At 66.8% G+C, this 14,046-nt stretch carries 12 protein-coding genes; 11 read left to right on the forward strand and 1 reads right to left on the reverse strand.

The genetic code is table 11. The features are described from left to right. Positions 1-5: 5 nt before the first annotated feature. From LZC94_35345 to LZC94_35360, 4 genes are all read left to right on the forward strand, one after another. Entirely contained in the window at positions 6-1,016 is a 1,011-nt protein-coding gene (locus LZC94_35345; GenBank protein WXB13109.1) for a hypothetical protein, read from the forward strand. Between the two features lie 28 nt (positions 1,017-1,044). Further along, entirely contained in the window at positions 1,045-4,287 is a 3,243-nt protein-coding gene (locus LZC94_35350; GenBank protein ID WXB13110.1) for a hypothetical protein, read from the forward strand. A 26-nt stretch (positions 4,288-4,313) separates the two neighbouring features. Further along, positions 4,314-5,126 (forward strand): mechanosensitive ion channel family protein, encoded by an 813-nt coding sequence (locus LZC94_35355; GenBank protein ID WXB13111.1) that lies wholly within the window; start codon positions 4,314-4,316, stop codon positions 5,124-5,126. 381 nt (positions 5,127-5,507) lie between these two features. Then, the gene (locus tag LZC94_35360) at positions 5,508-6,338 is read left to right on the forward strand and encodes a hypothetical protein (protein WXB13112.1); all 831 of its coding nucleotides are present in this window, start codon (positions 5,508-5,510) and stop codon (positions 6,336-6,338) included. A 206-nt stretch (positions 6,339-6,544) separates the two neighbouring features. Here the strand turns inward: LZC94_35360 and LZC94_35365 are convergent, their stop codons facing one another. After that, on the reverse strand, positions 6,545-6,736 hold the full coding sequence (locus LZC94_35365) for a hypothetical protein (GenBank protein ID WXB13113.1): 192 nt from the start codon (positions 6,734-6,736) through the stop codon (positions 6,545-6,547). Between the two features lie 817 nt (positions 6,737-7,553). On the opposite strand from LZC94_35365, the gene LZC94_35370 reads away from it, so the two are divergent. The 7 genes from LZC94_35370 to LZC94_35400 are packed head-to-tail and all read left to right on the forward strand — an operon-like array spanning position 7,554 to position 14,042. After that, complete coding sequence (locus LZC94_35370) at positions 7,554-7,922, forward strand: response regulator (protein ID WXB13114.1); 369 nt, start codon at positions 7,554-7,556, stop codon at positions 7,920-7,922. A gap of 5 nt (positions 7,923-7,927) precedes the next feature. Continuing rightward, positions 7,928-8,653: a GAF domain-containing protein gene (locus LZC94_35375; GenBank protein ID WXB13115.1), complete on the forward strand. Its 726-nt coding sequence runs from the start codon at positions 7,928-7,930 to the stop codon at positions 8,651-8,653. Then, complete coding sequence (locus LZC94_35380; protein ID WXB13116.1) at positions 8,650-9,186, forward strand: chemotaxis protein CheD; 537 nt, start codon at positions 8,650-8,652, stop codon at positions 9,184-9,186. Before LZC94_35375 ends, LZC94_35380 begins: the two co-directional genes overlap by 4 nt. A 15-nt stretch (positions 9,187-9,201) precedes the next feature. Further along, positions 9,202-11,019 carry a chemotaxis protein CheW gene (locus tag LZC94_35385; GenBank protein WXB13117.1) on the forward strand — a complete coding sequence of 606 codons (1,818 nt, stop codon included), beginning with the start codon at positions 9,202-9,204 and terminating at the stop codon, positions 11,017-11,019. Beyond that, a complete protein-coding gene (locus LZC94_35390; protein ID WXB13118.1) occupies positions 11,016-11,378 on the forward strand; it encodes a hypothetical protein in 363 nt (120 codons plus the stop codon). Before LZC94_35385 ends, LZC94_35390 begins: the two co-directional genes overlap by 4 nt. Next, positions 11,375-12,274: a protein-glutamate O-methyltransferase CheR gene (locus tag LZC94_35395; GenBank protein ID WXB13119.1), complete on the forward strand. Its 900-nt coding sequence runs from the start codon at positions 11,375-11,377 to the stop codon at positions 12,272-12,274. The genes LZC94_35390 and LZC94_35395 overlap by 4 nt, the downstream gene beginning before the upstream one ends. Continuing rightward, positions 12,264-14,042: a methyl-accepting chemotaxis protein gene (locus LZC94_35400; GenBank protein WXB13120.1), complete on the forward strand. Its 1,779-nt coding sequence runs from the start codon at positions 12,264-12,266 to the stop codon at positions 14,040-14,042. Before LZC94_35395 ends, LZC94_35400 begins: the two co-directional genes overlap by 11 nt. The last annotated feature ends 4 nt before the right edge of the window (positions 14,043-14,046 follow it).

The following is a 14,046-nucleotide window of genomic DNA, read 5'->3' on the forward strand; positions in this document are numbered from 1 at the left end:
ATTTCGTGGGTCCTCTCGTTTCGTTCCCGTCTTCCCGTCTTCCTGCGACCCCGCAGGCGCCCGAGACATGGGGCGCGCCCGGTTCGACGGCGGACGCGCCTGCCTCGGCGGGTGGTTCGATGGCGATGGGCTCCGCCGATGCGCCGATGGTCGGGCCGGCGGGGCCGAGCATCTACGAGGACGCGTGGCAGCCGACCGGTTTTGGAGGGTGGTACCTCGCACCCAAGAAACTGCGGTCGGACTACTTCGATGTCGTATTTCATTTTCACGCGGGGAAGGCGGCCGCCAAGGAGTATCGCGAACAAGGTCGCGGCGCCGTGGTGGTGGCCCTCACGTATGGCTGCGGATCGAAGGCTTACGCCGATGCTTTCGTCGATCCGGCGCATTTCCGGAGAATGCTGGACGATATGGAAACGCGCCTGCGCGTGAGCCGCAATAACCCGCGGCTGCAGGTGCGCCGGATTTCGCTATTTGCGTGGAGCGCCGGGTATGGCGCCATTCGTCATATCCTCACACAAGGGTATTACGATCGCATCGACACCGTCGTCCTATTAGACGGTCTGCACGCCAACTATTTGGCCGCCGCTCTGCCCCCCGCGCGCAAGGTCGATGGCAAACAGCTCGACGCGTTCATGCGTTTTGCGCAAGACGCGATGGACGGCAAAAAGCAATTCGTTTTTACGCATTCATCGATCGTCCCGCCGGGATATGCCAGTACGACGGAGACGGCCGCGGCGCTGATCGACGTGGTGCGCGCCCAGAAAGTATGGCTGCGCACCCCGGCCCCGCGAAACCTGATGCGTCTCTATCGGGCCGACGTCGGTGGCTTTCATATCCGAGGCTTCTCCGGGACGACCAAGGAGGCGCACATTGCCCAGCTTCACCTGGTGGGCGAGGTCTTGCGCGAGCTGGTGGTGCCCCGGTGGGTGCGCTTGGATCGGCGTCTGCCGGCCCCCAAACGAACGCCGGTCTGGCAGCGCGCGGACAAGGCCAAGCGAAGCATCGCCGGGAACTGAGCAGCCCTCGTGATATAGGGGATCGTTCATGCGCACCATGCGCAAGGGGAGGGTCGGTGCAGTGGCGCGCGCGTTCGCCGTGGCGGCGGGGCTCGTGTTTGCCGTCTTCGCCGGACCGTGGGCCCTCGCCGCCCCGGCGCAAAGCGACGCCGATGCCGCCTCGCCCCGCGATGCCGCCGACGCAGGCGCAGCCGATACCGGCACAACCGACGCCCGCGCGGCCGACGCATCGCTCGACGAAACGGTCGCCGCGCAGCGCAAAGAGCTCCTTGCGCTCCTCGCCTTTCGCGACGGCCGCAAAGGCCCTCTGCGAAGCGCGGAGCTCTTTCGCATCGACGTGAGCAACAACGACGCCGTCGCCAAGCGCCTGCCCGAGCTGCGCAAAGATCTCGACGCCGCGCGCGCCCAAAGCGCGAGCGCCGCCAAGGCCGCGGCGACCGCCATGGCGGCTCTCTACGCGGGCGACGCGGGCGCCGACGCCGACGCGGGCGAGCCCGATCGCGAAGGGCGCTGGCTCCTCGAAGCGCCGCCCTCCGAGCCCATCGCGCGCCTGCTCCGCGTTCGCGTTTTGGAGGCGCGCCTGCAAATCTTCTCGCTCGCCAAGCCCCGGCGCGACGCCCTCTTGGCGGCCGAGCAAGAGTCCTTGCGCGCCGAGGCCGCGCGCGCCGTGCGCGAACAGTCGGAGCGCGAGGCCGAGCGCGCCGAAGAAGCGCGCCTTCGGGCGCTGCAGGCGGCGCAGGAGGCGCGCGGCAAGGTGGAGCGGCAGCTGGCCGAGGTGCGGGCGAGCCTCGAGGCCACGCGCGGTGAGCAGCTTCGCGCGCGCGCCGAGCTGGCCGAGCGCCGCCAGAAGGACGCGGAGTCCTACGCCACGCGCGAGGAGCTGCTCGCGCAGGCGGCCGACGAGGTCTCCACCGTGCCCATCGCCAGCGCGGAGGCCGACGCCCTTTACGACACGACCGTCCAGCGCCTCATCCAGCTGCGCAACCACAGCGCGAGCCTTCTCGCCGCGCTCGAGCACGACCAGCCCATGCCGCGGCCCGAGGCCGCCCCGCCCTTCCCCGAATCCGAAGGGCCGCCCGGCGCCCGCGAGCAAGACGAGCTGAAGAAGCTCCGCGAGCTGCGCCGGGAGCTCGAAAAGGAAGCGACCGATCTGGAGGCCGACGACCGAGACGAAACCTGGACCGCGCTCGGCTCCGCCATGCGAACGGAGCGCCGCTTGAACGAGCTGCGCATCGCGCTGCTCGAGCGCGTCTCCCCCGCCAAACACCGCCGGGTCTTGGGCTTCGGCCCCGAGGGGCGCGCCCAAGGCCTTCGCGAGATCGAGCGCATCGAGCTCGAGCTCCGCTGGCTCCGCGCCAGCGGCGGAAAGGTGTTCGACGAGGCGCTGGCCGAGCTCCGCCAAGCCTCGTCCATCGCGCGCATTTCCTTGCAGCTCGTGGGCTTGCTCGTCCTCTTGGGGATCACGGTCACCGCCCGCCGAAGGCTCGGCGCCTGGCTCCGCGCCTTGCGCGATCTCGCCGCGCGATCCGTTCGAAGGCCCGCGCTGCTTCGCCTGATCAAGCGCGTGGCCGACGCGCTCGACGCCGTCGGACGCGAGGCCATCGCCTTGGGCGGCGTTCTTCTGCTGCCCACGGTCACCCGGGTCGACGTCCACACCGGCGCGTGGTCGGTCGCGTACACGCTCCTCCTCTGGTACGGCATCTACCGCCTGGTCATCGCCGTCACGCACCGCAGCCTCGAGTGGGCCGTGACCCGCGGCGGCGCCGTGATCAAGCCCTCCACCGGGCAGAAGATCCTTCGCTCGGTGCGGGTGGTCGTGCGCGCCGCGTTCTTCTTTGCGGCGTTGCTCGCGGCCTCGGCGGCGGTGGTCGGGCGCGGCTACCTGCACGCCATGGTCGTGCGCGCCGCGTGGATCCTCTCCATCCCCATCGCGGCCGTACTCGTCAGCCGCTGGCGCGCGGACATCGCCGAGGCTTATTTGCGCGTGCGGCCAACGGGCGCGCTGAGCGGATTGGTCGCGCGCACCCGCGATCGATGGGCGGGCTTTTTCGTCGCCATCGCGGCCTTCGTGGTGCTGCTCGGCGCCGGCATCGTCAACGCGCTCAACCGCTTCGTCCTCGGCTTCGAGCACTCGCGCAAGGCGCTTGCGTACCTGTTTCGCCGGCGGCTCGAGAAGAAAATCGAGCACGCCCCCGCCGAAGAAACGCTCCTCGAGCCCGAGACCCTCGCCTTCTTCACCGAGCGTCCGCCCGAGGACGATGCGCTCGTCCTCGATCGCTTCCCGGGCCTCGTCCCCTTCGAGGCGCGATTCCGGGAGTGGCAGAAGGGCGCGCGGATCGGGGCCACCCTGCTCGTGGGCAAAACGGGCTACGGCAAGACATCGTGGCTGAACGCGGCCCGCCAGCGCTGCAACGGCGCCAAGGTGGTGGCGCTTTGCCTTCGCGAGCGCGCCACCACCGAGCGCGACGTGGTGGCCGCCCTCGCGCGGGCAACGGGTGCGCCCAGCGAGGTGCACGACGTCGCGGCGCTGGCGGAGCATCTGCGCGGCCAGGGCCCGCAGGTGATCACCGTCGACGATGCGCAGCTTTGGTTCTTGCGCGGCGTGGGGAAGCTCGCCGGCTGGCGCGCCTTTACGCTCGTGATGGACCGCACCTCCAACGTGGTCCTCTGGGTGGTCGCGTTTGCCCACTACCCGTGGGAGTTTTTGAGCTGGATCTCCCGCGGCGACACGGTCTTTCGCTCCATCGTGCACCTGATGCCGTGGACGGAGGCCGAAATCGGTCAGCTGCTCGAGCGCCGAAACAAAGCGAGCGGCCTCACCATCCTCTACGACGATCTTCTGGTGGAGGACCAACTGGGCCTCGACTCCGGCGCCCAGATCCTCACCACCGCCCGCGACTACAACCGCTTGGTCTGGGACTACGCCGAGGGCTCTCCACGGGTCGCGCTGCACGTGTGGGGGCGTTCGCTGGTCCCCGACGGCCCCACCCGCGCCCGGGTCCGCCTCTTCATGAACCCCAACGCCGCTTTTCTGGAGTCGCTGAGCGAATCGGCCCGCTTCGTTCTCGCGGCCGTAACGTGGCACGAGCGCCTCTCCGTGCAGGAAGCCGTCTCGGTGCTCCTCCTACCGCCGCTCGCGTGCGAGGACGCGTTCAAGCGCTTCATCGAACAAGGCGTGGCGGAGCTCGACGAGGGCAGTTTGCGCATCACACCGCGCTGGTGGCCGCTGGTCGTTCGCTACCTGCGGCGAAAGCATTTGATCGATACGTAGCCCGAACGGGAACGGTGGAGGAGCCCATGCCAGACAACGTCCAAGATGCGAACTTCTTCGAGATCGTCCGGGTCGGAGGCTTGGCCGCCGGCCTGCTCGTGCTGGTCGCGACATACCTCTTGGTCCGCTTCGTCACCACCGCGCTGCAGGGCGCAGGCGCACGATGGGTCGACCGCCGCCTGCTCATCAACCAAATTGCGACCTTGGTGCGCTTCGCGCTCTGGCTCGCGGGCTTGGGCGTGGCCACCGCGCTCACCGTCAACCTCACGCGCGAGGTGCTGCTCGCCATTGGAGGAACCGCGGCGGTCACCATCGGCTTTGCGCTCAAAGATCTGGCGGCCTCGATTCTGGCGGGCGTCATCATCATCATCGACCGCCCTTTTCAGGTGGGCGACCGCGTCAGCTTCAGCGGCATCTACGGCGAAATCGCGTCGATTGGCCTGCGCTCGGTCCGCCTGGTCACGCTCGACGACAACGTCGTCACCATTCCGAACAACAAGTTCCTCACCGAGGTCGTGAGCTCGGGCAACTGGGGCGCGCTCGACATGATGATCCAAATGGACTTCTATGTCGCCGTCGACCAAGACACATCGCTGGCCGAATCGCTCGTGGGCGATGCGCTCACCAGCTGCCGCTACGTGTACACGAAGAAGCCTTGGGTGGTGCTGGTCAACCAAGTGCTGGAGCACGGCATGGTGGCCATCCGCCTTCGCGCCAAAGCCTATGTGCTCGACGTCCAATACGAAAAAGCCTTCGAGACCGATGTCACCAAGCGCGTGCTGGCCGCTTTTCACGAGCACCACATCGTGCCGCCCAGGGTCATGCAACGTGCCGTTTGAACACGCTCGATGTCCTCGCGAATCGATGCGACTCGTCGTGAACCGATGCGACGCGATATGAACCGATGCGACGCGATGTGAACCGATGCGACTCGATATCGCGCAACCAAAACCCGTGCAGCACCCTGGTCAAATGCGGGTGATCGCGTGAGCTCCTGGATCACCCTTCCCTCGCCCGAGATTGCAAAGACTCGGGGTGCATGTACGCCCGCCTGCCACCCATCTCCCATTCGCGGTGCTCGACCGCGCGGTTATATGCATTCTACAAATAATACGTTATTAGTTATTTCAGATACATAGCCCCTCGATAGCGCTCGTCTACATAACGCGCCCGGTCGTGCAACCGAGGTGGCATACGCCATGAAAAGGGGGTGAAACATCATGCCCTCCACGAACTCCTCGATTCTTACCCGTCGTGCTTTCCTTGGCAGCGCCGCACTCGGTGCGCTGGGAGTTGCGGGCTTCCTCGCCGCCTGCTCGGCGAAGCCCTCGAAATACGATCTGGCCGGCGAAGACGATCCTGGGGGCGGCAACAAGCCCACCGACGACGACGAATACAGGCCCGGTCCGGGTCCCCAGACCGACGCGGGAAACGCGCCGAAAGTCCCCAATGCAGCGTGGGAAGCGCGCGTGGAGGAGCTCGAGGCCGCCGCCGGCAGCGTTATTTTCACGGCGAAGTCCCCCGGCCCCTGGGCGGGCAAAGAGCGATCGCACGTGCCCAAGGCCAGCGTCGCGGGAAACAAAGTCACGGTCCTCGTCGAGCACCAAATGGCCGCCGGCGGCCTGGACGCGGGCACCGACTCCGGCCTGCGTGACGGCGGGCGCGATGGTGGCGACGGCGGCGGTGGCGGTGGAGGAGGAGGAGGCGGTGGTGGTGGAGGGGGCGGAGGGGGCGGAGGAGGCGGTGGCGGCGGACGCGATGCAGGAAGGGCCGACGCGGGTCCCGATGCAGCGGTGGACGGCGGGCGCGTGGACGCCGGTGGAAAACCCGATAGCGGGGCGCCGGATGGAGGCGAGCCCCTTCACTACATCACGACCATTTACTTGAAGAGCGAGACGGACGTGGTGATCGGATTGTGGGAGTTCAAACCCAACGATCCCGAGCCTCCCACCGTGGTGTTCACCTTGCCGCAGGGCGTGAAATCGGTCACCGCCTACGAGCACTGCACGCTTCACGGCCTCTGGGCTTCCGATCCCCTGACCATCGCGTGAACGAAGAGCCCGTGGCCATAGCTTCGAACGAAGAGCCGTAGCTCGAACGAAGAGCCCGTGACCGTAGCTTCGAACGAAGCGCTCACCGCACCGAGCTATCCAACTTCGATATCCATCCCACGGGCGAGGGCCGGGCATCGCAAAGGGATGGCCTTCGACACGCCTCGTTCGCCGTAAGCCGCGAGGCGAAGACGCCTAGAAGCCGCCTACGAGTGCGGAAGAATCGACAAGTCGCCGTCGAGATCCCACTGTTGGGCGACGCGACGATAATATTGACCGGAATCGTGTGTGACGGCCGTCATGGGTGACGTGGCCGTGGGCCGGGCGGCCGTGAGCAAATCACCGACGACTCCGCCGGTGACCGCAAGCAGCGCCGACAACCGTTTGTATATTCGCATGGTAGTCACTCGTCCTTCGTTGATCGTCTCCCGCCCGGGTCCCTCGCGTCGTATCCCCTCCTCGATTGAGTGCATCGCCAGTGCCCACGTACCTGGAGGCCGCAATGGCAACGCACGACGGTTCGGCTACCCCGGATCTAGCCGCAGTTTGATGTCGTCGTGACCGCCGAAAGGCCGAGCATCCTCGACCATGAGCACGAGGCGAATCTCTACGATGTGGAGGGTAGGACACGTTCCGGACACATTGGGTATGTGTCACTTCCCTCGTAAACCGCGCATAAATTTCCGCTGGCAGCCGCACGAAATGACGTACGGCGGAAACCGGTAAAGGCCGCGCAGCGAACGGTTCCGCAGGTAGCGACCGGGGCATGTCCGGGCGACCTTCCAGGCAGCATGTGTGGTGCCCGCATCCGTGCACCGAGGTTGTCCGTTGCTGCGACGCGGCATGGCGATGGCCTCGTGTATTCATTTGACATCACGAACACCGAAGTTCGCGCGGCATAAATCATCGTCCAAAACGAATTATCAATCGACACACATTGGCCACACCGATTAGGGCGGTCATTTACAGTTCGACCGATTGAACGAGCTCTCGCGGCCAACGAAATCGTTGACGGGCGGGTCGCGAGATATGCTATTGATTCGGCTCTATCCTGATATTCAGGATGTGCGCTCATCGATTGATAAGCACATAAAAGAACATGTGTAGGCAAATACCTTCGTACGGTACTTGCCATTGCTCGAGGTGAGCGGGGACATCACCCTCCATGTCGAGCTGCGCGTCGGCTCGTGTGTCCGCGGGGAGGGAGGATGTAGGATGTCTCGGAAGAAAATCCTGCTCGTGGATGACTCGAGCACCGCGCTCCTCATGGAGCGCATGATCCTTCAGCGCGACTATGAGTGCGTCGAGGCGAAGGACGGTATGGAAGGGCTGGCAAAGGCAGCCCAGGAGCGGCCCGACCTCATCGTGCTCGATGTCGTCATGCCGGTGATGGATGGCTTCGAGACCTGCCGCAAGCTCCGCGAGCAAGAGTCCACGCGCACCACGCCGGTCATCATGGTGACCACGCGCGGCGAGGGAAAGAACGTGGAGGCGGGCTTCGTGAGCGGATGCACCGATTACGTCACCAAACCGATTAGCTCGATCGAGCTCTTGGCAAAGGTCAAAAGCTGCCTGGGGGAATGACCATCGTGGAGCGAAAATCGTTCGAGGAGCGTGAACGACTCCTGCGCGACAACGAGCGCTTGCACATGGCGCTCGCCTCGCTGGAGGCCGATAAACTCCGGCTGTCCGAGGAGCTCGAGATGCTCACCAACTTGTGCGTGGCGAGCCATCAGCTGCACGTATCGCTCGATCGGGAGCGCATTCTATTGGCGATTCAAGAGGTGATGATCAATCTGGTGGGCTGCGAACAGTTTGCCATCTTCGAGCTCGAATCCGAGGGCGGCAACGGCAGCGCGCACCGGTTGCAAATGTCGGATCCGTCGGATTTCTCGCAGCCGTCGCACCTGCCGAATCTGCCGCATCCCTCGCATCTGCCGCATCCGTCGCATCTGCCGCATCTGTCGCATTTCTCCCTGATTGGCTCGAAGGGGGTCGATCCCAAGCGCTGCACGATGCTGGTCGCGCGCAGCCGCATGGTGGCCCGCGTCATGGCGCGCGCGGCCAGGGGCGAGCGCTATGTGGCCGCCGACGAAGAGCCGACCACGGAGGACGACGGCGAACATGGGATGATCGCCTGCGTCCCGCTCCGGGCCGGAAACACCGTGCTCGGGATGATCGCCGCCTTTCGTCTGCTCGATCACAAGGTGCGCTTGCACCCGAACGATCACCACCTGTTCGAGCTCCTCGCCAGCCAAGCTGGACGAGCGCTCTACTGCGCGCGCCTTCACGCGGCGCGCAAGGCACTCGAATGACGCAATATTCCCACCGCCTCCGCCTCGCGCATGGCCACGCGAACGACGAATCGCCGGTGAGCGAGGAGGGCCCCGCCTCCGGCCTTCGCTCGGTGTACGTGCACCCGGGTCAGATGTTCGCATCGTCGGTGCCGCACGCCATCACCACCATTTTGGGATCGTGTGTGGCCGTCTGCCTCTGGGATCCGCGAACGGGGGCCGGCGGTATGAACCACTATGTGCTGCCCTATCGCGTCCTCGACCAAGGCCGCTCGGGGCGCTTTGGGGACGTGGCGCTGCGCTCGCTCGTGGAGCGGATGGAGTCCTTGGGAGCAGCGCGCTCGGATCTCTCGGCGAAGGTCTTCGGCGGCGCGAGCCTGCTCGGGGACGCCAAGCCGCCGCGCGAGCCCATCGGCGCCAAGAACGTGGCGCTCGCGCTCGACATGCTGAAGGACGCCGGCATCCAGGTGGTGGCGAAAGACGTCTACGGCGACACGGGGCGCAAGCTGGTGTTTCACACGAACGACGGGACGGCCTGGGTTCGGCGGCTCTAGGTGCATGAGCGCATCATGGAGATCGATCGCAACGTCTTGTTGGCCGCGTTCTTCCTGGAAACGGATGAAAAAGTCGCCTTGATGGAGACCGCCATTTTGGCCCTCGAGGCATCGCCGGGTTCGCCCGTCTCGACGGCGCCGGAAGCGCACGATGGCCGGCCGGAGCTGCGCGACATTTTTCGGGTGGCGCATACGATCAAGGGGAACGCCGCCTCGCTCGAGCTCTCGGCGCTCACCCGCTTTTCGCACCGGGTGGAGGATCTGCTCGAGCGCCTTTGCGATGGGCGCATGGTGCCCACCGCAAACATCGTCCGCTTGCTGCTGCGCGTGGTCGACGTGCTGCGCACCCTGGTGGACGATGCGCGCTCGGCCGCCGATCCGCACCGCATGCCGCCCCAAGGCGCCGCGCTGCTGCGCGAGATCCGCAGCCTCCTCGATGACGAGCCACGCCGCCCCGAAACGGTGCCGCCCATGCCCTTCGCACCCGCATCAACGGCACCCGCGCCGACCGCACCCGCGCCAACCGCACTCGCCCCCACCGCACCGAAGGCCAAGGCCCGCGCCCGAAGCACCTTGCGGGTCGACGTCGCAAAGCTGGATCGCATTTTGGACCTCTCCGGCGAAATTGCCATTTTGAACAGGCGCGTGGCGCAAAAGGTCGCGGGCGCGGACCTGGAGACGGACGAAGCGCTGTACGCCGAGGCGCGGCTGCTCGCGGAGCTTCAGGAGCACGTGCTCTTGGCGCGCATGCTTCCAACGCGGTCGCTCTTTGCGCCCTTCGTTCGCACCGTGCGCGATCTGGCAGACGCTTGCGGAAAGCGCGCACGGCTGCTCTTCGACGGCGGCGACGTGGACGTGGACATGGCCGTCCTCGCCGAGCTCCGCGATCCGTTGATGCACATGATCCGCAACGCCATCGACCACGGCATCGAGCGCCCCGAGGTTCGCGCCGCGCGCGGCAAGGATCCCTGCGGAACCATCTCGCTCTCGGCCCGACGCGAAGGGCAAAGCTTTGCCATCGCCATCTCCGACGACGGCCATGGCCTCGATCGCGCGCGCATCCTCGCCCGGGCGAGACAGGCCGCGCCGGGCGCACCGGCGATCCCCACCGCGTCGATCGCCCCCGCCACGGCCCCATCTGCCGCATCCGTCCCATCTGCCGCGTCACCCAGCGACCGCGAGCTCTGCCAACTCGTCCTCGAGCCAGGCTTCTCGACGGCGGCGAATGTCACGAACCGCTCGGGGCGCGGGATGGGCTTGGATATCGTCCGGCAGACGGTGAGCGCCCTTCGTGGATCGCTCACCCTCGATAGCCCCGAGGGCGCGGGCGTCACCATCACCTTGCGCCTCCCGCTGACCGTCGCCATTTTGCGCGGCTTCGGGGTGCGCGTGGGCGCGCAAGCCTTCGTGCTCCCCATGGACGCGGTGGTCGCGTGCCTGGAGCTCCCCTGCCCCGAAAAGCCCGCCCAGAACGCGGCCGAAGACGCGGCGCGCGGCGCATCGGGCGTCGTTCGCATCCACGAGTCGGGGCATGAGCGCGTGCTGCCGTTCCTTCGCCTGCGCGCGCTCTTCGACCTTCCGCCCCGCGCCGAGGAGGACGAGGACGAGCGCGAGAGCCTGGTCGTCGTGGAGCAGAACGGCGTTCGCGCGGGCATCGCGGTCGATGCGCTGCGCGGCGAGAGTCAGGCAGTGCTCAAGCCACTGGGGCCGCTCTTCGGCGATGGCGTGGTGTCGGGTTCGACCATTCTGGAAGACGGGGGTGTGGCGTTGGTCCTCGATGTACCGGCGATTCTCGCGCGCTGCGCGGTGGAGACCACGGGGGCGCCTCGATGACGGCCTTTCACTACGTGGTGTTTCGCATGCGCGGCGAGCGTATGGCGGTCGCGCTTGGGAATGTGCGCGGGGTGGCGCCGCAAACGGAGAGGGTCTCCCCGGCAGGGTGCGTGGTCGTGCTCCAGGTGGGCGGCGCCCTCTTCGACGTGGTCGCCGACGCCGTCGAGGACGTGATCGTGCTCAGCCACGAAGACATCGCCGCCGGCCGCGAGCTCGCCGCCTTGGCCGGCCTCGATGCGCTCGGCGCCGGCTCGGCGCTCGAGGGATTTGCGCAAGTTCAAGGAGAGCTGGTGCCCATCGTGAGCGCGGCGAGCCTCGCGACCGCCCGCATCGGCTTCGAGCCGGGAGGCTTGCCGTGACCGGAACGGTGCCCGCGCTCGAGCAACGTGAGTTTCGCGCGCTGGTGGAGCTGGTCCGGAGCGAGAGCGGAATTCACCTCGCGGACTCCAAGAGAGCGCTCGTCGTATCCCGCCTCATGCGAAGGTTGCGTGAACGGCAGCTCGATTCATTTGCAGAATACATACGACTCGTCGGCTCGGGCGGCGATCGCGAAGAGCGCATCCGCATGATCGACTGCATTTGCACGAACGAGACGCAGTTCTTCCGGCACCCGCGCCACTTCGAGTGGCTCGAGCAGCGCTTCGGCGGCGACCCTTTGGCGCAGCCGCCAAGGCCCCGGCTCCGCGTGTGGTCGGCCGCATGCTCGACCGGCGAAGAAGCGTACTCTCTCGCCATGTGCTTGGGGGCCAGCGCGTGGAGCGCACGGGGCACGCGGAACGGCGGAGCGCCCGCGGTCGATATCCTCGCCACGGATCTCAGCACCTCGGCCCTCGAGACCGCCGAGCGCGCCGTGTACGCGATCGCCCGCGCGCGCGACATTCCATCACGCCACGTGAAGGCGTTCATGCTCCGCGGCACGGGGCCGAGCGAGGGGCTCATGAAAGCAGGCCCCGAAATCCGCGCCCTGGTTCGTTTTCAGCGCTGGAATTTGAACGATGAACGAACGGTCCCCGGGGCCCCGTTCGACGTGATCTTCTGCCGCAACGTCCTCATTTACTTCGACGCGCCCACGCGCGCGCGGGTGGCCGGGCGGCTGGTGAATCAGCTCACGCCCGGCGGCCATCTCTTCCTCGGCGCGGCCGAAGGCCTCGGCGTGCATTTCGAGGGCGCGCGCGCGGTGGCGCCCTCCGTGTACATGCGGGTATCCAAGCGGGAGAAGACGGCGCTGGAGAAGGTGACGAGCCATGATTCGTAATCTCAAGCTCTTTTGGAAGTTCGCGCTCCTCGCGTCCTTGATCCCATTGACGGTGGCCATCCTGGGGTGGGTCGCGCACCGCGGGACGAACGACGTGAAATACCAATTCGACAACCTCTACGGGTTCATGCTCGTCCCCATCATGAAGCTCGACGAGGGGAACCTCCGGCGCGACGAGTTGGCGGACGAGCTCACCACCTTGCAACGAACGGATCTCTCCTCCGAGGAGCGCGCCAGGCGCATCGCCCAAGCGCGCGAGCACGACAAGGCCATGGCCGCCGTCATGACCAAGTACCGCGCCGAGTGGCTCACCACCTCGAGCCCCGCGTTCACGGAGACCCTGGCCGCGTGGGGCCAAAAGCAGCTTCAAACCGAGGAGATCCGCCGCCTCGCGCAGTTCGACCTCGCGTACGCCGCCTATTCGCCGCACCGCGACGCCTTTCTCGCGGGCAAAATGGACCAATACGCCGCCGCGTGGCCGCACATCGAGGCGATGGGGGAGTCCCTCACCGAGCTCGTTCGGCTGAACGCGGCCTTCGCCGACATCTCGAACAAGGACGCGCAGCTCACCTTGCAGAAGATGCGCACGCAAATCGTGGCCTGGGGCGTGCTGCTCGCCGTGGTGGCCCTCGGGTGCGCGTGGTGGCTCTCGCGCACCGTGGTCATCTCGGTGACCGCGCTGCGCGACGCGACCTTGAAGCTCGCCGAGGGCAACCTCGACGTGGAGGTCGCCGAGGGCATGAGCGCCGCCTCGCCGCACCTCGTGCGCGCGCCGCCGCCGGCCGACCAGGGCGACGAGGTGCGGCAAGTCCGCGTCCAGTTTCAACGCTTCATCGGTATTTTGCAGACGCTGATCGGCAATGTGCAATCGGGCGCCGACACCTTGGCCGCCGCCGCCGCGCAAGTGTCTTCGTCGTCGCAGCTCCTGTCCCGGGGCACGAGCACCCAAGCCGTGAACGTGCAGGAGACGAGCGCGTGCCTCGAGCAAATGGGCGCCTCCATCGCGCAGATCGCGCAAAATAGCCGGCGCATGGAGGAGATCGCCAAGCGCGGCGCCGAAGGCGCGGGCGCGAGCGGAAAGGCCGTGCACGAGACGGTGGAGGCGATGAAGGCCATCGCCAGCAAGGTGCTCATCGTTCAGGAGATGGCGTATCAAACGAACCTCCTGGCCTTGAACGCGGCCATCGAGGCGGCGCGCGCCGGGGAGCACGGGCGCGGTTTTGCGGTGGTGGCCGCGGAGGTGCGCAAGCTGGCGGAGCGCAGTCAATCGGCCGCCAAGGAGATCAGCGCGCTCGCGGCCTCCAGCACGGACATCGCCGAGCGCTCCGGCCGGCTCTTGGCCGATCTCGTTCCATCGATTCAGCAGACCGCGGAGCTCGTCCAAGACGTGGCCACCGCGTCGAACGAGCAATCCACCGGCGTGTCGCAGATGAACGGGGCGATCGCGCAAATGGACCATGTCACCCAGCAGAACGCCGCCGCCGCCGAGGAGCTCGCGTCCACCGCCGAAGAAGTGGCGGCGCAGGCCGAGGCGCTGCGGGAGCTCGTCGCCTTCTTCCGAATCGGCGCCCCGGAAGATGCGGGCCGGTCCGCCCGGCTTCCTCCGTCCGGTTTACCGTTCACCGGAAACGTCAGCATGAAACGGCAAACCTCCGGCGAGCAGCCCGCGACCGCCGCGACGGTCTCCACCGTCGTGACGGGCCCCACCGTCTCGGCCATCCGCGTGGCGTCATCCAAAGCGCGCGACCGCGACTTCCGCCGCTTTTAGCGCC

It is taken from the genome of Sorangiineae bacterium MSr11954, from assembly GCA_037157815.1.
GTDB lineage: Bacteria > Myxococcota_A > Polyangia > Polyangiales > Polyangiaceae > Pendulispora > Pendulispora albinea.